Origin of the sequence: Pseudarthrobacter sp. J47 (assembly GCF_049810315.1) — a bacterium.
Lineage (GTDB): Bacteria > Actinomycetota > Actinomycetes > Actinomycetales > Micrococcaceae > Arthrobacter.
The window spans coordinates 265,273-285,869 of the sequence record NZ_CP187358.1; the positions used below are offsets into that span (position 1 = coordinate 265,273).

Below are 20,597 nucleotides of genomic sequence, written 5' to 3' on the forward strand. Positions count from 1 at the left end.
GTTGGGGGTGGGCGGCGGTTAGAGGAAGCGGTCCAGCAGGCTCGCCTCTGCCATCCGGCTGAGTCCCTCGCGGACGGTCCGGGCGCGCTGGTCGCCGATGCCGTCCACCGTCATGAGGTCCTCGATCGTGGCGGCCATCAGGTGCTGCAGGCCGCCGAAGTGGTCCACCAGCCTGTCCGCGACGGCCTTGGGCACAGCCTTCAGCCCGGACAGCAGCCGGTAACCGCGGGGCTGCACCACGGCGTCGAGTGTGTCCACGCCGCCTGCGAAGCCGATGATTCCGGCGATCTTGCCGAGGTCGATCAGCTCAGTGGGGCCAAGGTTGACCAGGGCGCTGACCGCGGCGTCGATGTCCTCCGGGGATGCGTTCGGCCCGGCATAGTCCCGGATGATGACGTCGCTGCCCGGCCCGCGGCCCACGGTGAGCTCGTCCAGCTGCAGGGACAGCAGCCGGCCGTCCTCGCCGAGTTCCAGCACGTACTGGGAGATTTCCTCGGAGATCCGGCGCACCATTTCGTGGCGCTGCAGGGTGACAGCCACGTCCCGGATGGTGACCATCGCCTCGATCTCCAGTGCGGACAGCGAGCTGGTGACCTGGTCCAGCCTGGAACGGTAGCGCTCCAGCGTGGCCAGGGCCTGGTTGGCGCGGGCCAGGACCTTTTCCGAACCTTCCAGCACGTGGCGCAGGCCGTTCACGTACAGCGCGATGATCTGCATGGACTGGCTGACGGAGATCACGGGCACACCGGTCTGGATGGCGACGCGCTCGGCCGTGCGGTGCCGGGTGCCGGATTCCTGGGTTTCGATGCTGGAGTCCGGAACCAGCTGGACGGCGGCGCGGAGGATGTTGCCGGCGTCCTTGTCACAAATGATGGCGCCGTCCATCTTGGCCAGTTCGCGGAGCCTGGTGGGGGAGAAGTCGATGCCGATCTCAAACCCGCCCGAGCAGATCGAATCAATGGTCCGGTCAAAGCCGAGGACGATCAGTGCGCCGGTGCGGCCGCGGAGGATGCGTTCCAGCCCATCGCGCAGCGGCGTGCCGGGAGCCACCCTGGCCAGCGTTGCCCTGAGGGATTCTTCGGGGCTCCGAGCCATGCGTATTTCCCTTCAACGGTGCAGACCCGCGCCTGCTCAAATGCCGGTTCCGGCAGCCTGACAGCGGGAGGCCAAAGTGCACGTTTTCCCGCAAGCACCATGATAGGGGTAAAGATGGCCAACAACCGCACGGACAAGCGCCAAAGTGCCCCGTCGGGACTCTTCCGCACTTGCCGTGAAGTGCTTACGACGGCGGTGTGCCGGGAGGGCATTTTGGCTTTCCAGGGTGCCGGATAACTCCGGAGTGGTCAGGCCTGGGGTGCGGTCAGCCGCTGACCCGCGGCCCGGCGTCGGGAGAGCAGTTCAAGATCCCTGGAGACCTTCTGCAGTGCGGCGGCACGGCTTTCCTGCGGCCGGTGGTTCCGGTGCCGCACCTGCGCATTCGCATGGTCCGTCCGCGGATTTTGGGCCGCCTTCACCGGCGGTTCGACGGCGGCAGCGGTCGGTGCAGCCGACCCCAAGGCGCCAGCGGGGCCAGCGGGCCCGGACGTGGACAGAGGATCAAAAAAGAGACCGGAAAAGGTGGCGGCCATGGCGGATCACTTCCGTTCTAAGCGTGACAGGACACCGGGAATTGTGTTCACGGGACCAAAGTATCCGCGGGATATTTCGCAGTCTTGAATTCGCCGTTTCGCGTGGGTTAAGTGGCTGCCTTCGACGGCGGAACCGGTGTGCGGCAAGATGGCAGGATGCCTGTTGATCATCTGCTTGCCGCCCTCAAGGAACTCCCTGAATCCGGGCCACGGGATTCCTACCTGAAGTTTGTGGAATCGGCCGGGGACGCGGCATTGCGAAGGGAAGGCGGACCGGAGCACGTCACCGGCTCCTGCTTCGTCTTTTCGCCAGGGTTTGACCAGGTGCTCCTGTGCTTCCACCGCAAGGGGCAGTTCTGGGTGCAGTTCGGCGGCCACATCGAGCTGCAGGATGCCAATGTGGCGGAAGCGGCGCAGCGGGAAGCCCGCGAGGAGTCCGGGATCAGCGGCCTCAGACTGCTTTCTACGGACATAGTGGACCTGGACCGGCACGAACTGCACTCCGGCTTCTCCTGCAAGGCGCATTGGGACGTGGGCTTCGCCGCCCTCGCTGATCCAGGAACCAGCACCTCCGTCAGCGAGGAAAGCGAAGACGTCCGCTGGTTCAACGTCAACGAGTTGCCGGCACAGGTACCGGCGGGCCTTGGCGCACGCCTGGATCACGCCCGCCACAGGGCAATGTCACTGGTCCCGCCCCTGCGATAAACTTGGAACTTGGCTTGCCAGACCAAGCCCACACAATTCCCCAACAGACGGCCCGGATCCTTGGCCGCAGCGAAAGTAGCACCGTGTCCCAAGATGTCCTGAGCCCCGCCCGAGTCCAAGAGATTCACAAAGAGGCGGCCCGGCGTCGGACCTTTGCTGTTATTTCGCACCCTGACGCCGGCAAGTCCACGCTGACTGAGGCGCTGGCGCTGCACGCAAAGGTGATCGGCACCGCCGGCGCGTCCAGCGGCAAGGCCAACCGCAAGGAAACCGTGTCCGACTGGATGCAGATGGAAAAGGACCGCGGCATCTCCATCAGCTCCGCGGCGCTGCAGTTCTCCTACCGGGACACCGTGATCAACCTGCTGGACACCCCGGGCCACGCTGACTTCTCCGAGGACACCTACCGCGTCCTGGCCGCCGTGGACTGCGCAGTGATGCTGGTGGACGCCGCCAAGGGCCTGGAAACCCAGACCATGAAGCTCTTCGAGGTGTGCAAGCAGCGCAACCTGCCCATCATCACCGTGATCAACAAGTGGGACCGCCCGGGCCTGGATGCGCTGGCGCTGATGGACGAGATCACCGAGCGCACCGGCCTGCAGCCCATGCCGCTGACCTGGGCCGTTGGCATTTCCGGCGACTTCCGCGGCGTCTGGGACCTCCGCAATGACCGCTTCGCCCGGTTCCAGCGCAACAACGCCGGCGCCCAGATCGCCCTCACCGAGTACTTCACCCCGGAAGAAGCTGCGGAAACCCAGGGCAGCAACTGGACTGACGCCGTGGATGAAGCCGGCCTGGTAATCGAATCCAACCTGGAGTTCGACGTCGAGAGCTTCCACGCGGGCAAGGCCACCCCCATCCTGTTCAGCTCAGCCGCGCTCAACTACGGCGTGAAGGAACTGCTGGATGCGCTGGTCGATTTCGCCCCGCCCGCAGCACCGCGCCCGGACATCGACGGCGATCCCCGCCCTGTGGAATCCCCCTTCTCCGGCTTCGTTTTCAAGGTCCAGGCCGGCATGAACAAGGCCCACCGGGACCACGTGGCCTTCATCCGCGTCTGCTCCGGCGTGTTCGAGCGCGGCATGGTGGTCACCCAGACGCGCACCGGAAAATCCTTCGCCACCAAATACGCGCAGCAGGTGTTCGGCCGCGAACGCGAAGTGATTGACGAGGCCTACCCCGGCGACGTCGTAGGGCTGGTCAACGCATCTTCGCTCCGCGTGGGCGACAGCCTCTTCATCGAGGAACCCGTTGAATACCCGGCCATCCCGCTGTTCGCCCCCGAACACTTCCAGGTGGCCCGCTCCAAGGACCCCAGCCGCTTCAAGCAGTTCCGCCGCGGCATCGAACAGCTCGAGCACGAGGGCGTCATCCAGGTGCTCCGCTCCGACGTCCGCGGTGACCAGGCTCCCGTGCTTGCCGCCGTCGGCCCCATGCAGTTCGAGGTGGTGGAGGACCGCATGGCGCACGACTTCAGCGCGCCCATGCGCCTGGAGCGCCTCAACTACTCCATGGCAAGGATTACGACGGCGGACGCCATGCCCGTGCTGGCCAACGTGCCTGGCGCTGAGGTGCTGCTGCGGTCCGACGGCGAGTACCTTGCCCTGTTCAACGACGTCTGGGCGCTGCGCCGGATCGAGAAGAACCACCCGGACCTGAGCCTGGTGCCCATCGGAACGCACAACCCCGCCAAGTAAGCCGCGAAGTAAGATCAGGGCGTCAGCAGCCAGGCAATCAGCAGGAGCGCGCCGCCGCTCAGCAGCGTGGTGCAGAGGATGACGTCCCGGGCCACTGTCATTCCGCGGCCGTACGGCGACGCGAACAGGAAGACGTTCTGGGCGGTGGGCAGCGCGGCCATGATCACGATGGCCAGCAGGTGCTGCCCCTCAAGCCCGAAGACGAACCTGCCCAGCAGCCACACAATGACGGGCATTCCCGCCAGCTTGAGCGCCGTGGCCACCAGGGTCTCGGCCCTGCCGTCCCCCTTCTGCAGCGGGGACCGGCCGGCAAGGGACAGGCCAAAGGCCAGCAGCACCATGGGCACCGCCGCGCCGGCCAGCATTTCGATGGGTTTCAGCAGCAGGTCAGGCGCAGTCCAGCCCGTCAGCGCCACCACCACTCCCAGCGCTGAGGCGATGATCATGGGGTTGGCGAAGGGCTGGACCAACACCTTCTTCCAGGAGATTTTGGACCCTGATACCAGCCCCAGGACGGTCAGGTAGAACGGCGCCAGCACCAGGAGCTGGACCAGCAGCACCGGCGCCACGTGCTGCGCCGTCCCCACCGCATACAGGGACACCGGGATGCCGATGTTGTTCGCGTTGGCGTAGGTGCTGGCCATGGCTCCCACGGCAGTCTCCGCGGCAGGGCGACGGAAAAAGAGGAAGCTCAGCAGCCAATACAGAAGCCCCACTGCCGCTGCGGAAAGCAGCGCCAGCGGGGCGTCCGTGCCCAGGGCAGCGCGGATGTCGCTGCCGGCCACCACGGTAAACAGCAGCGCCGGGTTGGTGATGTAGTAGGCGGTCCGGGTCAGCGCCCCCTGGACTTCCGGGCCCAGGATCCGGAAGCGGGCGGCGAAATAGCCCACGGCAATGACGATGGAGACAATCAGGATCCCGGAGACAACGCCGCCCACAAACGCGCCCTTGCTAGCGGACCAGGCAGGGCCGCTTGGGGTCGAAGGACCAGCCGTCAATGTAGTACTGCATGCCGATGCTGTCGTCCCGTGCGTCCAGCCCGTGCTCCAGGTACAGCTTGTGCGCCTTGTCCAGCGCCTCGCGGTCCAGTTCGATGCCCAGTCCCGGGGCGTCCGGAACCTCGATGGCGCCGTCCCTGATCTGGAGCGGTTGACGGGTGAGGCCTTGGCCGTCCTGCCAGATCCAGTGCGTGTCCAGTGCCGTGATCTCGCCCGGAGCTGCGGCGCCGGTGTGCGTGAACATGGCCAGCGAGATGTCGAAGTGGTTGTTGGAGTGCGAGCCCCAGGTCAGGCCGAACTCGTGGCACATCTGGGCCACCCGGACCGAGCCGTGCATGGTCCAGAAGTGCGGATCGGCCAGCGGGATGTCCACGGCGTTGCTTCGGATGGCGTGGGACATTTCCCGCCAGTCCGTGGCGATCATGTTCGTGGCCGTCTTCAGACCGGTGGCCCGGCGGAATTCGGCCATGACTTCCCGGCCGGAGAAGCGTCCTTCGGCTCCACAGGGGTCCTCCGCGTACGCCACAACGCCCTGCATCCGCTTGCCCAGCCGGATGGCGTCTTCCAGCAGCCAGCCGCCGTTGGGATCCAGCGTCACCCGGGCGTCCGGGAAGCGGCGGGCGAGGGCCGTGACAACGTCCACCTCGTCGTCGCCGGACAGCACGCCGCCCTTGAGCTTGAAGTCGCTGAATCCGTACCGTTCCTGCGCGGCTTCGGCGAGTGCGACGACGGCTTCCGGAGTCATTGCCTCCTGCCGGCGCAGCTTCTCCCAGCGGTCCGCCGGAGCATCCTCTACCAGGTAGGGCAGGTCCGTGCGGGCGTGGTCGCCAATAAAGAAGAGGTAGCCCAGCATGGGGACGGAGCTGCGCTGCTGCCCGTCGCCCAGCAGCTCGGCAACGGGCACGCCCAGGAACTGGCCGTGCAGGTCCAGCAGGGCGGATTCGACGGCGGTGACGGCGTGCACCGTGGTGCGCAGATCGAAGGTCTCCAGGCCGCGCCCGCCGGCGTCGCGATCGGCGAATTCAGCGGCGACCTCGCGCAGCAGCGAGCGGTACCGGGCCACGGGCTTGCCGGCAATGAGCGCGCCGGCCTCCTCGATGGTGGTGCGGATCTTCTCGCCGCCGGGAACCTCGCCCAGGCCGGTGCGGCCATCCGAATCCGTGATGATCACGACGTTGCGCGTGAAGAACGGCCCGTGCGCGCCGCTGAGGTTCATCAGCATGCTGTCGTGCCCGGCCACGGGGACTACTTCAACGCCGGTGATGGTTGGCTGGGTGCTCATGCGCTGACTCCTGCTTCCTGGGCGGAAACCACGTTGCCGTCGATCCGTCGGTTGAGGTGCCATGGGTTGGCGTCCTGCAGCGGCTGGGGGAGCAGTTCCTGCGGGAGGTTCTGGTACGCCACGGGCCGGAGGAACCGGTTGATGGCGAGGGTTCCCACGGAGGTGGTGCGCGAGTCGGACGTGGCCGGGAACGGTCCGCCGTGCACCATCGCGTGGCCCACTTCAACACCGGTGGGCCAGCCGTTCACGATGATGCGGCCCACTTTCTGTTCGAGGACGGGGATCAGGGGTGCCGCCGTCGGGTAGTCCTCTTCCGTGAGCTGCAGGGACGCGGTGAGCTGGCCTTCGATCCGGGTGGCTGCCTGCAGGAGGTCTTCCACGGAGCTGTACCGGATCACCAAGGATGCGGCGCCGAAGATTTCCTCATGCAGCACGTGGTTGGCCACGAACTGTTCCACGCCGGTGCCGAAGATTGCCGGGCCGGGGGCGTTCTCCGTGGCGCCGGGGGTGCCTTGTCCAAGGAGTTCGACGCCGTCCGCGGAGCCAAGCGCCTCGGTTCCGGCGTTCCAGGAGCTGGCAATGCCCTCGGTGAGCATGGTCTGCCCCGAACTTGCGGCAACGGCACGTCCGACGGCGGCAGCAAGTTTGTCACCCGCCTCGCCGGTGGGGGCGAAGAGCAGGCCGGGGGAGGTGCAGAGCTGGCCGGAGCTGCCGGTGACGGCCGTGACGTAGGCGGCGGCCAGGGCGTCTATGTCGCCTTTGAGCGCGCCTTCGAAGACAAATACCGGGTTCAGTGAGGACATTTCGGCGTACACCGGGATGGGCTCCGGGCGGGCTGCGGCGGTGCGCATCAGCGAAATGCCGGCGGCCTGGGAGCCGGTGAAGCCCACTGCCTTGATGGCGGGATCGGCAACCAGGGCCTGGCCGATGCTGGCGCCGGGACCGTAGATGAGGGAGAACACGCCTGGGTGCAGGCCAAGGTCCTTGACGGCCTTGGTGACGGCGTGGCCCACCAGTTCGCTGGTGCCGGGGTGGGCGTTGTGTGCCTTGAAGACCACCGGGCAGCCTGCGGCGAGGGCCGAGGCTGTGTCTCCGCCCGCCGTCGAGAAGGCCAGCGGGAAGTTGCTGGCACCGAACACGGCTACGGGGCCCAGCGGGATCTGGCGCTGGCGGATGTCCGCGCGGGGCAGTGGGGTGCGGTCCGGGATGGCGGGATCGATGCGGACGCCGCGGAAGTCGCCCTGCCGGACAACGCCTGCGAACAGGCGCAGCTGGCCGGTGGTGCGGGCGCGTTCACCTTGCAGCCGGGCGGCGGGAAGGCCGGTTTCCTGGCCGGCTCGGGTGATGAGCTCGTCCCCGATCGCCTCGATGTTGTCAGCGATGGCCTCGAGGAAGGCCGCGTGGGTTTCGGGGTCCAGGGTGCTGAAGGAAGCGTAGGCTTCGGCTGCTGCGGCGGTGGCCTGCTTCAGCTGGTCCTCGGTGAGCAGCGTATAGGCCGGTTCCAGGGCCTGGTTGGTGGCCGGGTTCAGGCCGAACGTGGTTTTGCCTTCACCGGCAACCGGCTGGCCGGCGATGAGGGAATGTCCCGTGAGAGTCATGGTTGTTCTCCTGTGCAGGGGTGGCTAGGAAACGGTGGCGATGAGTGCTTTGAGGTCCGCAAGGTCCTGCGGGGCAAGGTTCTGCAGGGGTGTGCGGACAGGTCCGGCGGAGCGTCCAATGGCGTCCAGGCCGCCCTTGACGATCGACACCGAGTAGCCCTTCACGCGGTCGCGGATGTCCAGGTAGGGGATCACGAAGTCGTTGAGCTTCTTGTTGACGGCGGCGCGGTCGTTGTTGCGCACGTCCTGGTAGAAGTCCAGGGCGAACTGCGGAACGAAGTTGTACATGGCGCTGGAGTAGGTGCTCATGCCCAGCTGCAGCAGGGGCAGTGCGAAGGTTTCCGCGGTGGGCAGGCCGCCCAGGTAGAACAGCCGGTCGCCCAGCTTGGCGTAGACGCGGGCATCATGTTCCAGGTCGCCCACGCCGTCCTTGAAGCCGATGAGGTTTTCGTGGCGGTCCGCCAGCGTTGCCACGGTGGTGTCCTTGTAGATGGCGTTGGCGCGGTTGTAGATGATGACGCCCAGGGACGTTGCCCGGCACACGGCGCTGACGTGCTCCGTCAGGCCTTCCTGGTCCGCCTCGGTCAGGTACGGCGGCAGCAGGAGGAGGCCCTCCGCGCCTGCGGCCTCGGCGGCCTTGGCATTTTCGATGGCCTGCGCGGTGGAGCCGCCGGCTGAGGCGAGGACCGGAACCTGGCCGCCCACTTCCTCGACGGCGACGCGGACCACGCGCTCGGATTCGGCCGGTGTCAGCGAGAAGCCCTCGCCGGTGCCACCCGCGGCGAAGAGGCCCGCCACCGGGAAGCTTGCCTGCCACGAGAGGTGCTTGCGGTAATTCTCCTCATCGAACTGCAGATCGGCGTCGAATGACGTCACGGGGAAGGAGAGCAGTCCTTCCTTGAGGGTGTCCGCCAGTTCCTGGGGTGAATACTTTGCCACGGTGTGGTCCTCCGGTATGTGCGCCGCGGGCGGCGGGCTGATGGTTCCTTCCCAGACTAGGAGCGCCGCTGATGCCTGTCTAAGTGCTTTTTTGAATGTATTGATACCTTTGCGGCATTGACTCGGCTACTCCATGGAGAACTCAAGATCCCGCAGCAGCCGGGCCAACGCGGGATTGGTGATCCGCCGGTTCCAGATGGCGTGCAGCTCCACCTGTTCATCATCTGCGCCGGCCAGCGGCAGGAACTCCACGCCCTTGATGCCCAGCAGCGTGGCCGAGTGCGGCACGAACGCCACCCCGCGCCGGGCGGCCACCAGCGAGACCATGGTCAGGATCTGGCTGACGGTATGCACCACGTTGCCGTGCCGGATGGGCAGCGTCCGCACCACCAGGTCGTAGAAATACCGGGCCTGCGTGGGGGAGTGCATGATCAGCGGCTCGTCCTTGAAGTCCTCGGGGGTGATGTCCCGGGTCAGCTGCGCCAGGGGGTGTGTTGACGGCACCGCCAGCACCATCGACTCCCGGTACAGCAGGTGGGAGTCGAAGGTTTCCTGGTCGAACGGCGGGCGGGCCAGGCCCAGGTCAAGCTCGCCGGTCAGCAGGCCGTTGAGCTGCTCACCGGTCACCAGCTCCTGCAGGTCAAGGTCCACGCCGGGCAGGATCTGGCCAAATTCCTCCAGCAACGGGCCCAAAATGCTGAACCCGCTGGCTGCGGTGAATCCGATCCGCAGGAATCCCGTGCGACCCGAGGCAATACGCCGGGCAGTGATGGGCGCCCGCTCGGCAAGCGCCATCAGCCGCCGCGCCTCCTCCAGGAACGTCTGGCCGGCCTGGGTGAGCTGGACTTTCCTGTTGTCACGCTCCAGGAGTTCGGCCCCGATGGTCTTTTCCAGCTTCTGGATCTGGCGGCTCAGGGGAGGCTGGGTCATGTTCAGCCGCTCCGCCGCCCGGCCAAAGTGCAGCTCTTCGGCAACGGCAATAAAGCCTGCCAGCTGGTCAAAGGTAAACATGATGCCTTCCGGGTATCAAATGATGCAGATTTGGGCTTAGACATGCATCATAACGGCTCCATACACTCGTCAAAGCGAACGGGGTGACCCGGTTCACAGAAGTTCCGGGCCCCAACGCCCACCGTGCCAACTAGGAGTTCCAATGATGCACTTCCCGTCCCGCCGCGCCGTCCTCGGAACGGCCTCGGCGCTCACCCTGCTGGCCCTCACCACTGCCTGCGGCGGCAACGTGGCCGGAGGCGCCGCGGATACGTCGAAGTACCCGAACGGGCCCGTCACGCTCACCGTTGGCCAGGCCGCCGGCGGCAGCACCGACCTCATCGCCCGCGCCCTGGCAGAAGGAGCCACCAAGTCACTCGGTGCGCCGATGCCCGTGGTGAACAAGCCCGGAGCCAACGGCGCCCTGGCCACCAAGGAAGTTGCCGGCAAGCCCGCGGACGGCCAGGAACTCATCCTGGTCACCGCCTCCCTGATCACCATCACACCGCTCGCAGTGAGCGCTGACGAGGCCGTCAAGATCGAAGACCTGGACATCATCGCCGGCCTTTCGCAGGATGACTACGTCCTGGTGGCCAGCCCTGATTCGGGCTTCAAGAGCTTCGACGACGTCACCGGCGCCGGCCGCAACATCACCTTCGGCACCACCGGCGTAGGCACCGGCAGCCAGCTGGCCCAGACGGTCCTCTTCAAGCAGGCCAACGTGCAGGGCACCGATGTTCCATTCGACAGCGGCAAGCCTGCGCTGACCGCCGTCCTGGGCAACCAGGTGGAACTTGCCACCATCCAGCTGGGCGAAGCGATGCCGCAGATCGAAGCCGGCAAGGTCACTCCGCTGCTGGTCTTCTCCGAAGCACGCAACAGCTTCCTGCCGGACGTTCCCTCCGCCAAGGAAGCCGGGTACGACGTTCCCGTAGCCCAGTACCGCGCCGTGGCCGCCCCGAAGGGAACGCCGCAGGACGTGAAGGACAAGCTGCTCGCATCGTTCCAGGAGACCTTCAAGTCAGAGGCGTACCAGGAGTTCAACAAGAAGAACATGCTGACACCGAAGGAGATCTCCGGCGAGGAAGTCACCACGCAATGGAAGGACTACGCCGCAAAGTACAAGGCCCTGGTTGAGCAGTACGGAATCAGCCTCGGCGGGAACAAGTAACCATGGAGACCACTCCAGCAGTATCCGCCGGACGGGACGGCAGCACCGCCGTCCCGTCCGGCGGGGCCGCCCCGGATGAGATGCCCGAGGCCCTGACCCCGGAACAGCTGGCCGCGCAGTGGGAAGAGGAAAAGCCTCCCGCGGCAGGCGCGCTGGCGAACGCCGCCTCCTCACTGGTGGTGCTCGGCGTCGGAACCGGTGCCATGGTGCTCTCCCTGGTCATGGGCCTGGGCACCCCCGCGGCGCCGGAGCCTGGCCTGTGGCCGTTTATGATCAGCGCCGTGATGGTGGCCCTTGGGCTCTTCCAGCTGATTGCCGGCAGGCACAACCGTGACGCTGAAAAGTTCACGCGGATGTCCTTCGCCCCGCTCACCGGCCTGGTCACCCTGGTCGCCATGGTGGCCCTGATGCCGCTGATCGGGTTCGAAATCCCCGCACTGATCCTCTGCATCATCTGGATGCGGTTCCTCGGCAGCGAAACCTGGCGCTCCACCCTCCTGGTCAGCGCCCTCGTGGTGATTGCGTTTTACGGGATCTTCGTCCTTGCGCTCAACACCTCCATTCCCCACCTCTTCTAGGAGACCACCATGGATTTCCTGAATCCTGTGATCAACGGATTTTCAGTCGTCCTGGAACCGACGAACCTGCTCTACTGCCTGATCGGCGTCGTGATCGGCATGCTGATCGGCGTGCTGCCCGGATTGGGGCCGGCGGCAACCATCGCCATCCTGCTTCCACTGACGTACAACGTGGAACCCGTAACCGCGATCATCATGCTGGCGGGCATCTTCTACGGCGCCCAGTACGGCGGCACCATCACCTCTGTCCTGCTGCGGCTTCCCGGCGAAGCCTCCTCGGTGGTCACGGTGTTCGACGGCTACCAGATGGCCCGCCAGGGCAAAGCCGGAACCGCGCTTGGGCTGGCAGCCATCGGCTCCTTCATCGGCGGAACAGCGGCCATCATCGGGCTGACCTTCCTGGCCCCGATCGTTGCCAGCTTCGCGCTGGACTTCGGACCCCCGGAATACTCGGCCCTGGCGCTGCTGGGCATCCTGCTGGTGGCCACCATCAGCAGCGGCGCCAAGGCCAAGGCGCTGGTCGCCGCCGCCATCGGGCTGCTCCTGGCCACGGTTGGTCGGGACATCTTCACGGGCGAAAGCCGCTTCACCTTCGGCAGCATGCAGCTGGCGGACGGCATCGACTTCGTCCCCATCGCCATGGGCATCTTTGGCCTTGGCGAGATCCTCTACAACCTGGAGGAACGGCACCGGGCCGCCAAGGCGCCGTCGAAAGTTTCCAACGTGTGGCCCTCCCGCTCGGACCTGAAGCAGGCCTCGGGCTCCATTGGCCGCGGCTCCGTCATGGGATTCTTCCTGGGCATCCTGCCCGGCGGCGGCGCAACCATCGCCTCCATGGCCTCCTACGCCATGGAGAAGAAGCGCTCCAAGCACCCCGAACGCTTCGGCAAGGGCGCCCCCGAGGGCGTGGCCGGGCCGGAAACAGCGAACAACGCGGCAGCAACGTCGTCGTTCATCCCGCTGCTGACCCTGGGCATTCCCGCCAACGCAACCATGGCACTGATGTTCGGCGCGCTGCTGATCCAGGGCGTCACCCCCGGCCCGCAGCTGGTGGAGCAGGACCCGGAGCTGTTCTGGGGCGTGGTGAACTCGATGTACATCGGCAACATCCTGCTGCTGATCATGAGCCTGCCGCTGGTGGGAATCTTCGTGAGGATCCTCCGCGTCCGTGCCGCCATCCTGGCCCCCATCACGGCCCTGATCACCCTGCTGGGTGCGTACACCATCAACAACAGCATGTTTGACGTGACCCTCGTGGTGGTGTTCGGCGTAGTGGGTTACCTCATGAAGAAGTTCGGCTTCGAACCCGGCCCGCTGGTCCTCGCGTTCGTCCTGGGTGAGCTGCTGGAAAGCTCCCTGCGGCGCTCGCTGCTGGTATTCGGCGGCGACGCCACCGGATTCTTCACCCGCCCCATCTCGGCCACCCTGCTGGTGGTCTTCGTCCTCGTGGCGGTGCTGCCGGGCATCCGGAGCGCACTCGCCAAGCGTAAAGGCACGACGGCGGCTGCCGGAGCTGCCAGCAAGACCGCCGGTACCAAGACCAAGGAGAAGGTATGAGCATCATCGTTGGATTCGTCCCCACACCCGCGGGGGAGGCGGCGCTCACGGCCGGAATTGCCGAGGCGCAGCTGCGCAAGCAGGACCTCTTTATTGTGAACTCGGCCCGGCAGGGTGCCCTGGTGGACAAGTCGGTGGCCACAGAGGACGTCATGGCGCAGGCAGCCAAGCGTGCCGCCGATGAGGGGGTCAACGCAACGGTCCTCCAGCCGCCCTACCAGCATGACCTCGCCGACGAATTCCTTGACCTGGCGCGGGAAGTGGATGCCTCGCTGATCGTCATCGGGCTGCGGCACCGCACCCAGGTGGGCAAGTTCATCCTGGGCAGCCACGCCCAGCAGATCCTCATGCAGGCAGACCGGCCCGTGCTGGCCGTCAAGGCCAACGGCACGCAGTCCTAGGTTCCGGCCACCAGGAACCTTAGGTGCTGCCCTCCTCCGGGAGGGCGGCACCTTCTGTGTTTCCCCCCAACATGTTTCCGCCGGACTCCTCTTCCCGGAGCCTCTCCAGCAGCGCATCCAGGATGGCCAGCTGGCCCTTCACCAGCTTGACCCGGGCGTCCTCCTCGCTGAACCAGCCGGCGTCGTCAATTTCCGGAAACTGCTGGATGTTTCCAGAGCCCTTGGGCCATTCGAGGGGAAAGGTGTTGCTGGCAATAACCTCCGGCTGGAAGTCGGATTCCGCCGCGAAGGCGGTGATGAGCTTGCCTGACGGCTGGCGGAATTCGTCCAGCGGGACATAGCCGGCCGCGGGCGCGGGCGTGCCCATTTCCTCTTCGAATTCGCGCAGGGCAGCAACCAGCGGATCCTCGCCCTCAAGATATTCACCCTTGGGGATGGACCAGGCCCGGGCGTCCTTCCTGGCCCAGAACGGCCCGCCCATGTGGGCGATCCAGACCTGAAGCTGGGCGGTTCCGGCGTCGTTTCCCGCAACATCCTGCCCCGCAAGATCCCGCTCCGCAACGTCCCACCGGTACAGCAGGATACCCGCACTGCGAACGGTCATGTTCCCCTCCGTTTCCAGAAAGTCCGGTCAGCTTCCGATCAGCAGGCTCAGCGCCTCGGTGAGGTGTTCCACCTCGCGCACGGTGAAGCCTGCGGGAATGGGCCCGGGCCCGGTGTGGCTGGCGGGTACCACTGCGTGCGTGAAGCCAAGCCGGTGGGCTTCCTGGATGCGCTGGTTGATGCCGGGCACCGGGCGGACCTCGCCCGCAAGCCCTACCTCACCAAAGGCAATCAGCCGGATGGGCAGCGGCTTCCGGGCCTTGGCAGAGGCCACAGCCAGTGCCACCGCCAGGTCCGTTGCCGGTTCGCTGAGCTTCACGCCGCCTACCGTTGCCACGTACGAATCGTCCTTGTGCAAGAGGCAGCCGGCGCGCTGCTGGAGGACAGCGAGCAGCATGGAAACGCGCGAGCTGTCCAGGCCGCTGGTGGCCCGGCGGGGCTGCGAGTTGGGGCTTTCCGCCAGCAGGGACTGCACCTCGGCCAGCAGCGGGCGGCGGCCTTCCATGGTGACGGTGATGCACGTTCCGGAGACGGGATCCTTGGTGCGGCTGACAAACAGTCCGCTGGGATCCGTCAACCCAACGATGCCGTCCTCGTTCAGGTCGAAACAGCCGACGTCGTCAGTGGGCCCGTAGCGGTTCTTGACCGCCCGCAGCAGCCGGAGCCGGGAGTGCCGTTCGCCTTCGAACTGGCACACCACGTCCACCAGGTGCTCCAGGAGCCGCGGCCCGGCAATGGAGCCGTCCTTGGTCACGTGGCCCACCAGGAGCGTGGTCATGTTGCGGCGCTTGGCGGCGGCAATGATGGACGCCGCGACCTCGCGCACCTGCGAAACGCCGCCCGCGCTGCCGTCCACGTCCGCGCTGCTGAGCGTCTGCACGGAGTCCACAATGAGCAGCCGCGGTTCAAGCTTTTCCACCTGGCCCAGTGCCTGGCCAAGGTCCGTTTCGGCGCTCAGGTACAGCGAATCCGCGACGGCGTCGATCCGCTCCGCCCGCAGCTTCACCTGCGCGGCTGATTCCTCGCCCGTGACGTAGAGGACGTCCTGTGCCGTGCGGGCAAACTTGGCGGCAACGTCCAGCAGCAGCGTTGACTTGCCCACGCCCGGCTCACCGGCCAGCAGGATAACGGCGCCCGGCACCAACCCGCCGCCCAGCACCCGGTCCAGCTCGTCAACGCCCGTAGGCAGGAACGCCGCGGTGGTGGCGTCTACCTCGGCAATGCGGCGGGCCGGTTCCACCACGGTGGTTGCCGCCGTCGTGCGGGCCACGGCGACGCCGGTTTCCTCAACGGTGCCCCAGGCCTGGCACTCGCCGCAGCGGCCCACCCACTTGACGGCGGTCCAGCCGCATTCGGCGCATTTGTAGGCGGGCGCCTTGGCTGCCCGGGAAGTCTTTGTTGCCATGCGTTCCACCCTAGTGGCGGGGCCGGACAAAACGCCCGACGGCGGCAACCGCGTTCGCAGAAACCAACTTTGAGAGAGCGCTCTCTTGACAGTGATCCGCATCACGCTTACGGTTAGGAAACTTGCAAGAGAGCGCTCTCTCAACCTTCCAGCAGTGTCCCCCACAAAGGAGTGACCGTGATTTTTTCACGCCGAAATACCGCCGCCGCGTTAGCGGGAGCAGCAGCCCTGGCCCTCCTGGCCACAGGTTGTTCAAGTAATTCAGGACAGACAGCAAGCGCAGACAACCCCTTGGAGCTGACCGTCACCACGTTCGGCACCTTCGGGTACGACGATCTCTACGGGGAGTATGAAAAGGCCAACCCCGGCATCAAGATCAAGGCCACCAACATTGACCGCGGCTCCAACGCCCGCACCGACGCCTTCACCAAGCTGGCAGCAGGATCAGGGCTCAGCGACGTCACAGCCATCGAGGAAGGCTGGCTGGGCTCCATCATGGAAGTCTCTGACCAGTTTGTTGACCTCAACGAATACGGCGCAGGGGACATCAAGGACAACTGGGTGGACTGGAAGTTCAAGCAGGGCACCGATCCTGACGGCCGCGTCATCGGGTACGGCACTGACATCGGGCCGCAGGGGCTGTGCTTCAACGGCAAGCTCTTCGAAGCCGCAGGACTTCCGAGCGACCGCACCGCAGTGGCTGAACTGTTTGGCGGCGAGGACGCCACCTGGGAGCGGTACTTCGAACTGGGCAAACAGTACAAGGCGGCAACGGGCAAGGCCTGGTATGACCAGTCCGGGTTTGTCTGGAACTCCATGGTGAACCAGATGGAAGAGGGCTACTACACCAAGGACGGCGAGCTCAACGTTGACGGCAACGCCGAGATGAAGGGCAAGTTCGAGATGCTGGCCGCCGGTACGGCCGCCGGGCTCTCCGCCAACCAGACCCAGTGGGACTGGGGCAACGGCAAGGCCTTCACCGATGGTTCCTTCGCCACGTTCGTTTGCCCGGGCTGGATGCTGGGCACCATCAAGGGCCAGCTGGAATCCGCCGGCGGCGGCCTGGACAGCGGCTGGGACTTCGCGGACGTCTTCCCGGGCGGAGCCTCCAACTGGGGCGGCGCCTTCCTCTCCGTGCCCAAGACCTCCGAGCACCCGGAAGAAGCAGCCAAGCTCGCTGCCTGGCTGACCGCCCCGGAGCAGCAGGTCAAGCAGTCCGCTGCGGCCAACAACTTCCCCAGCACGCTGAAGGCCCAGGAGAAGCTGGTCAAGGACGCCACCCCCAACGAGCTCTTCAACGACGCCCCCACCGGCGTCATCCTGGCCAACCGCGCCAAGGGTGTTGTGGCCCAGTTCAAGGGCCCGGACGATTCGGTGATCCAGGAGAACGTGTTCGGCCCGGCCCTGAAGACGCTCGACGCCGGCACCGCCAACGCGGACAGCGCCTGGAAAGAAGCACTCACGCTCCTGAACGACCTGGTCGTCAATAACTAGGAACGCCGTTGAGCGGGTCCTCCGGCATCCACGCCGGGGGACCCGCCATGGACCGTGAAAGAACACCATGACAACCACCGTGAACCGCCCGGCAGTTCCTCCCCAGGGAAGGACAGCCCTCCCGCCGAAGCCCACGTTCAAGCAGCGGCTGAACGTCTTTGACGTCAAGGCTTCCCCGTACCTCTACGTCGCCCCGTTCTTTATCCTCTTTGCCCTGGTTGGCCTGTTCCCGCTGGTCTACACGTTTGTGGTGAGCCTCTACGACTGGCACCTCCTTAAGGGCCAGGGCGATTTGGTGGGGCTGGGGAACTTCGTTGAGGTCCTGCAGGACCGTTTCTTCTGGAATTCGCTCCTGAACACCCTCAGTATTTTCCTGCTGTCCGCCATCCCGCAGCTGGCCGTGGCGCTTTTCCTGGCCGCTGTGCTGGACCAGAACCTCCGCGCAAAGACTTTCTGGCGGATGAGCGTCCTGCTCCCGTACGTGGTGACGCCCGTGGCAGTGGCCATGATCTTCACCAACATGTTCGGCGAGCAGTACGGCCTGATCAACAACGTGCTGGGCAACTTCGGCATCGATCCAGTGATGTGGAAGAGCGAAACATTCCCCAGCCACGTTGCCATCGCCACCATGGTGAACTGGCGGTGGACCGGTTACAACGCCCTGATCCTGCTGGCCGCCATGCAGGCAGTGCCGCGCGAACTTTACGAATCCGCGGCCCTGGACGGTGCCGGCGCCGTACGGCGGTTCTTCAGCATCACGCTGCCCGGCATCCGGCCCACCATGGTGTTCGTGGTGATCACGGCAACCATCGGCGGCCTGCAGGTCTTCACCGAGCCGCGCCTGTTCGATCCCGCCACGGCCGGCGGATCCCAGCGGCAGTTCCAGACCACAGTGCTCTACCTCTGGGAGATGGCTTTCCAGCGGCAGAACTTCGGCAAGGCCTCCACCATTGCCTGGCTGCTGTTCCTGATCATCGTGCTGTTCGGCGTGGTCAATTACCTGATCTCCCGGAAAATTGCGACGGCGGACGCTCCCCGCAGTGCCGCAACCCGGCTGGGGCGCGGGAACCGCCAGCGCCAGAGCAACCAGCGCAGGAACGGTCAGCGCATGAACAAACAGAGCAGCAACCGCCAGCGCAGCGAAAGGACCATGCCATGAGCATCATTAATAAGGTGCGTCCGGCCGATGCCGCAGCAAAGGCAGCCAAGGCAGGCAAGGGTTCCGCGGACCGGGCGAATCCGGGCGCCGTCCCGCTGCGCCAGCGCTTCCTGGGGACCGGGCTCCGTCCGGGTTTCCTCAGCTATGGGCTGCTGCTGGCCTTCCTGGTGTCCTCCGCCTATCCGTTGTGGTGGTCCGCCGTGATCGGCAGCCGCTCCAACGAGGCCCTGGGCGAAACCTGGCCGCCGTTGCTGCCGGGTGGGAACTTCTGGACGAACGTGGGGGAGGTCTTTGACACGATTCCGTTCTGGCTGGCCCTGGGCAACAGTGTCCTGATCTCCAGCATCATCACCGTGTCCGTGGTGGGCTTTTCCACGCTGGCCGGGTACGCGTTCGCCAAGCTCCGGTTCCGGGGCCGGGACGGACTGATGCTGCTGGTGGTGGCCACCATGGCCATTCCCACGCAGCTGGGCATCATTCCGCTGTTTATGGTGATGCGGACCCTGGGCTGGACAGGTGAGATCGGCGCCGTCGTGGTTCCTACCCTGGTGACAGCCTTCGGTGTGTTCTTCATGCGGCAGTACCTGGTGGACGTGATCCCGGATGAGCTGATCGAATCGGCGCGTATGGACGGCGCCAACATGATCTCCACGTTCTGGCACGTCGCCATTCCCGCGGCCCGCCCCGGCATGGCCATCCTGGGATTGTTCACCTTCATGACGGCCTGGACGGATTTCCTCTGGCCGCTGCTAGTGCTCGACGCCGGCAATCCCACCCTCCAAACAGCGCTCAGCCAGCTGCAATCTGCCAGGTATGTGGACTACTCTGTGGTCCTGGCCGGTGCAGTTCTGGCTACGCTCCCGCTGCTGGTGCTCTTCGCGCTGGCAGGCAAACAACTCATCTCAGGAATCATGCAAGGAGCAGTGAAGGGCTAATGCCAGCACCAACAAATTCAAGGCAGTGGCCGGACGGTTTCATCTGGGGATCTGCGACGGCGGCAGCCCAGATTGAGGGGGCCGGCCACGAAGGCGGCAAGGAAGATTCCATCTGGGACCAGTTCGCCCGCGTTCCGGGGGCCATTGCCAACGGGGACAACCTGGAGCAGGCGGTGGACCACTACCACCGGATGCCGCAGGACGTGCGCCTGATGAAGGAACTCGGCCTGGATTCCTACCGCTTTTCCACCAGCTGGGCGCGCGTGCGCCCCGGGGACAGGGCGGTTAATAAGGAAGGGCTGGACTTCTACTCCCGCCTGGTTGACGAACTCCTTGAGGCCGGCATCCTGCCGTGGCTGACCCTCTACCACTGGGACCTGCCGCAGGCGCTGGAGGAGAAGGGCGGCTGGGCCAACCGGGACACCGCATACCGGTTCGTCGAATACGCCAATGACGTTTACGCGGCGCTGGGGGGCAGGGTCCAGCACTGGACCACCTTCAACGAGCCCTTCTGCTCCTCGCTCCTGGGCTACGGCTCCGGAGTCCACGCCCCGGGCCGCCAGGAGCCGCAGGCAGCCATCGCTGCCGTGCACCACCAGCACCTCGCCCACGGTCTGGCTGTTAATGCACTCCGTGAACTGGGCGCGCAGAACCTGGGCATCACCCTGAACCTGAGTAACTCCATCCCACGGGACAGCAACGATCCCGTGGACCTGGACGCCGCCCGCCGGTTCGATTCGCTGCAGAACCGGATCTTCCTGGATCCGATCCTGCGGGGAAGCTACCCGGAGGACTCGCTGGAGGACCTGGCACCGTTCGGCCTCCATGACGTCATCAAGCCCGGTGACCTGGAGATCATCAGCGCCCCGCTGGAATTCCTGGGCGTGAACCACTACCACGATGACCTCATCAGCGGGCATCCGGCGGACGAAGGCGGCGACGGCCATTCCGGCGGTGCGGAGCGGCCAACGTCCTCGCCGTGGATTGGCTCGGAGCACATCTCCTTCCCCAGCCGCGGCCTTCCCCGGACGGCCATGAACTGGGAAGTGAACCCGGACGGGCTGCGCAAGCTCCTGGTCCGGCTGGGGGAGGAATACCCGTCACTGCCGCCGCTGTACATCACCGAAAACGGCGCTGCCTATGAGGACACGGTCAGCCCGGACGGCGCTGTGCATGATGAGGAACGCAAGCAGTTCATCCTGGACCACATCGCGTCCGTCGGAGAGGCAATCGACCAGGGCGCCGACGTCCGCGGTTACTTCGTGTGGTCGCTGCTGGATAACTTCGAATGGTCCTGGGGCTATGGGAAGCGCTTCGGCATCATCCGGGTGGATTACAGCACCTTCGAGCGGACGGTGAAGGACAGCGGCAAGGCCTACGCGCGGCTGATCGCAGCCGCGCGGCAGAACCTGCGGCAGGACACCCCGTAACTGCCTCCCAGCCTAAACTGGAGTCCC

Annotated in this window: 19 protein-coding genes; 10 read left to right on the forward strand and 9 right to left on the reverse strand. The window is 65.8% G+C overall.

Features of this window, described 5'->3' with window-relative positions; all coding sequences use genetic code 11:
- Positions 1 to 18: 18 nt before the first annotated feature.
- Positions 19 to 1,095 carry a DNA integrity scanning diadenylate cyclase DisA gene (gene disA / locus ACPJW8_RS01270; RefSeq protein WP_330187951.1) on the reverse strand — a complete coding sequence of 359 codons (1,077 nt, stop codon included), beginning with the start codon at positions 1,093 to 1,095 and terminating at the stop codon, positions 19 to 21.
- 248 nt (positions 1,096 to 1,343) lie between these two features.
- Positions 1,344 to 1,628 carry a hypothetical protein gene (locus tag ACPJW8_RS01275; protein WP_330187950.1) on the reverse strand — a complete coding sequence of 95 codons (285 nt, stop codon included), beginning with the start codon at positions 1,626 to 1,628 and terminating at the stop codon, positions 1,344 to 1,346.
- 156 nt (positions 1,629 to 1,784) lie between these two features.
- Between ACPJW8_RS01275 and ACPJW8_RS01280 the strand changes: the two genes are divergently transcribed.
- Both ACPJW8_RS01280 and ACPJW8_RS01285 read left to right on the forward strand, forming a co-directional pair.
- Positions 1,785 to 2,333, forward strand: coding sequence for an NUDIX hydrolase (locus tag ACPJW8_RS01280; RefSeq protein WP_330187949.1), 549 nt, complete (start codon positions 1,785 to 1,787; stop codon positions 2,331 to 2,333).
- Between the two features lie 83 nt (positions 2,334 to 2,416).
- The gene (locus ACPJW8_RS01285) at positions 2,417 to 4,030 is read left to right on the forward strand and encodes a peptide chain release factor 3 (RefSeq protein ID WP_330187948.1); all 1,614 of its coding nucleotides are present in this window, start codon (positions 2,417 to 2,419) and stop codon (positions 4,028 to 4,030) included.
- A 14-nt stretch (positions 4,031 to 4,044) separates the two neighbouring features.
- Here ACPJW8_RS01285 and ACPJW8_RS01290 read toward each other — a convergent pair whose 3' ends face one another.
- The 5 genes from ACPJW8_RS01290 to ACPJW8_RS01310 form a co-directional block, all read right to left on the reverse strand.
- Positions 4,045 to 4,968 (reverse strand): AEC family transporter, encoded by a 924-nt coding sequence (locus tag ACPJW8_RS01290; RefSeq protein WP_330187947.1) that lies wholly within the window; start codon positions 4,966 to 4,968, stop codon positions 4,045 to 4,047.
- A gap of 13 nt (positions 4,969 to 4,981) precedes the next feature.
- Positions 4,982 to 6,310, reverse strand: a complete 1,329-nt coding sequence (locus ACPJW8_RS01295; protein ID WP_330187946.1) for an enolase C-terminal domain-like protein — start codon at positions 6,308 to 6,310, stop codon at positions 4,982 to 4,984.
- Positions 6,307 to 7,908, reverse strand: coding sequence for an aldehyde dehydrogenase (NADP(+)) (locus tag ACPJW8_RS01300; RefSeq protein ID WP_330187945.1), 1,602 nt, complete (start codon positions 7,906 to 7,908; stop codon positions 6,307 to 6,309). The genes ACPJW8_RS01295 and ACPJW8_RS01300 overlap by 4 nt, the downstream gene beginning before the upstream one ends.
- Positions 7,909 to 7,932: 24 nt before the next feature.
- The gene (gene kdgD, locus ACPJW8_RS01305; protein ID WP_330187944.1) at positions 7,933 to 8,847 is read right to left on the reverse strand and encodes a 5-dehydro-4-deoxyglucarate dehydratase; all 915 of its coding nucleotides are present in this window, start codon (positions 8,845 to 8,847) and stop codon (positions 7,933 to 7,935) included.
- A gap of 126 nt (positions 8,848 to 8,973) precedes the next feature.
- Positions 8,974 to 9,858 carry a LysR family transcriptional regulator gene (locus ACPJW8_RS01310; protein ID WP_330187943.1) on the reverse strand — a complete coding sequence of 295 codons (885 nt, stop codon included), beginning with the start codon at positions 9,856 to 9,858 and terminating at the stop codon, positions 8,974 to 8,976.
- 142 nt (positions 9,859 to 10,000) lie between these two features.
- Between ACPJW8_RS01310 and ACPJW8_RS01315 the strand changes: the two genes are divergently transcribed.
- Genes ACPJW8_RS01315 through ACPJW8_RS01330 form a run of 4 tightly spaced genes read left to right on the forward strand, consistent with a single transcriptional unit; the run spans position 10,001 to position 13,544 of the window.
- The gene (locus tag ACPJW8_RS01315; protein WP_330187942.1) at positions 10,001 to 11,008 is read left to right on the forward strand and encodes a tripartite tricarboxylate transporter substrate binding protein; all 1,008 of its coding nucleotides are present in this window, start codon (positions 10,001 to 10,003) and stop codon (positions 11,006 to 11,008) included.
- A gap of 2 nt (positions 11,009 to 11,010) precedes the next feature.
- Positions 11,011 to 11,586, forward strand: coding sequence for a tripartite tricarboxylate transporter TctB family protein (locus ACPJW8_RS01320; protein ID WP_330187941.1), 576 nt, complete (start codon positions 11,011 to 11,013; stop codon positions 11,584 to 11,586).
- Between the two features lie 9 nt (positions 11,587 to 11,595).
- A complete protein-coding gene (locus ACPJW8_RS01325; RefSeq protein WP_330187940.1) occupies positions 11,596 to 13,143 on the forward strand; it encodes a tripartite tricarboxylate transporter permease in 1,548 nt (515 codons plus the stop codon).
- Positions 13,140 to 13,544: a universal stress protein gene (locus ACPJW8_RS01330; RefSeq protein ID WP_330187939.1), complete on the forward strand. Its 405-nt coding sequence runs from the start codon at positions 13,140 to 13,142 to the stop codon at positions 13,542 to 13,544. The genes ACPJW8_RS01325 and ACPJW8_RS01330 overlap by 4 nt, the downstream gene beginning before the upstream one ends.
- Positions 13,545 to 13,563: 19 nt before the next feature.
- On the opposite strand, the gene ACPJW8_RS01335 is transcribed toward ACPJW8_RS01330, so the two are convergent.
- The gene (locus ACPJW8_RS01335; RefSeq protein ID WP_330187938.1) at positions 13,564 to 14,148 is read right to left on the reverse strand and encodes an NUDIX domain-containing protein; all 585 of its coding nucleotides are present in this window, start codon (positions 14,146 to 14,148) and stop codon (positions 13,564 to 13,566) included.
- A gap of 27 nt (positions 14,149 to 14,175) precedes the next feature.
- A complete protein-coding gene (gene radA, locus ACPJW8_RS01340) occupies positions 14,176 to 15,552 on the reverse strand; it encodes a DNA repair protein RadA (RefSeq protein ID WP_330187937.1) in 1,377 nt (458 codons plus the stop codon).
- 177 nt (positions 15,553 to 15,729) lie between these two features.
- Between radA and ACPJW8_RS01345 the strand changes: the two genes are divergently transcribed.
- From ACPJW8_RS01345 to ACPJW8_RS01360, 4 genes are all read left to right on the forward strand, one after another.
- On the forward strand, positions 15,730 to 17,046 hold the full coding sequence (locus tag ACPJW8_RS01345) for an extracellular solute-binding protein (RefSeq protein WP_330187936.1): 1,317 nt from the start codon (positions 15,730 to 15,732) through the stop codon (positions 17,044 to 17,046).
- 67 nt (positions 17,047 to 17,113) lie between these two features.
- Positions 17,114 to 18,205 carry a sugar ABC transporter permease gene (locus ACPJW8_RS01350; RefSeq protein ID WP_330194147.1) on the forward strand — a complete coding sequence of 364 codons (1,092 nt, stop codon included), beginning with the start codon at positions 17,114 to 17,116 and terminating at the stop codon, positions 18,203 to 18,205.
- A complete protein-coding gene (locus tag ACPJW8_RS01355) occupies positions 18,202 to 19,140 on the forward strand; it encodes a carbohydrate ABC transporter permease (RefSeq protein ID WP_330187934.1) in 939 nt (312 codons plus the stop codon). The genes ACPJW8_RS01350 and ACPJW8_RS01355 overlap by 4 nt, the downstream gene beginning before the upstream one ends.
- Positions 19,140 to 20,570, forward strand: coding sequence for a GH1 family beta-glucosidase (locus ACPJW8_RS01360; protein ID WP_330187933.1), 1,431 nt, complete (start codon positions 19,140 to 19,142; stop codon positions 20,568 to 20,570). Before ACPJW8_RS01355 ends, ACPJW8_RS01360 begins: the two co-directional genes overlap by 1 nt.
- The last annotated feature ends 27 nt before the right edge of the window (positions 20,571 to 20,597 follow it).

Excerpts from the sequence above, each read along its gene's own strand:
- disA (WP_330187951.1), bottom strand. The coding sequence starts at position 1,095 with ATGGCTCGGAGCCCCGAAGAATCCCTCAGGGCAACGCTGGCCAGGGTG.
- ACPJW8_RS01275 (WP_330187950.1), bottom strand. The coding sequence starts at position 1,628 with ATGGCCGCCACCTTTTCCGGTCTCTTTTTTGATCCTCTGTCCACGTCC.
- ACPJW8_RS01280 (WP_330187949.1), top strand. The coding sequence starts at position 1,785 with ATGCCTGTTGATCATCTGCTTGCCGCCCTCAAGGAACTCCCTGAATCC.
- ACPJW8_RS01295 (WP_330187946.1), bottom strand. The coding sequence starts at position 6,310 with ATGAGCACCCAGCCAACCATCACCGGCGTTGAAGTAGTCCCCGTGGCC.
- ACPJW8_RS01300 (WP_330187945.1), bottom strand. The coding sequence starts at position 7,908 with ATGACTCTCACGGGACATTCCCTCATCGCCGGCCAGCCGGTTGCCGGT.
- ACPJW8_RS01310 (WP_330187943.1), bottom strand. The coding sequence starts at position 9,858 with ATGTTTACCTTTGACCAGCTGGCAGGCTTTATTGCCGTTGCCGAAGAG.
- ACPJW8_RS01315 (WP_330187942.1), top strand. The coding sequence starts at position 10,001 with ATGATGCACTTCCCGTCCCGCCGCGCCGTCCTCGGAACGGCCTCGGCG.
- ACPJW8_RS01320 (WP_330187941.1), top strand. The coding sequence starts at position 11,011 with ATGGAGACCACTCCAGCAGTATCCGCCGGACGGGACGGCAGCACCGCC.
- ACPJW8_RS01325 (WP_330187940.1), top strand. The coding sequence starts at position 11,596 with ATGGATTTCCTGAATCCTGTGATCAACGGATTTTCAGTCGTCCTGGAA.
- ACPJW8_RS01330 (WP_330187939.1), top strand. The coding sequence starts at position 13,140 with ATGAGCATCATCGTTGGATTCGTCCCCACACCCGCGGGGGAGGCGGCG.
- ACPJW8_RS01335 (WP_330187938.1), bottom strand. The coding sequence starts at position 14,148 with ATGACCGTTCGCAGTGCGGGTATCCTGCTGTACCGGTGGGACGTTGCG.
- radA (WP_330187937.1), bottom strand. The coding sequence starts at position 15,552 with ATGGCAACAAAGACTTCCCGGGCAGCCAAGGCGCCCGCCTACAAATGC.
- ACPJW8_RS01350 (WP_330194147.1), top strand. The coding sequence starts at position 17,114 with ATGACAACCACCGTGAACCGCCCGGCAGTTCCTCCCCAGGGAAGGACA.
- ACPJW8_RS01355 (WP_330187934.1), top strand. The coding sequence starts at position 18,202 with ATGAGCATCATTAATAAGGTGCGTCCGGCCGATGCCGCAGCAAAGGCA.
- ACPJW8_RS01360 (WP_330187933.1), top strand. The coding sequence starts at position 19,140 with ATGCCAGCACCAACAAATTCAAGGCAGTGGCCGGACGGTTTCATCTGG.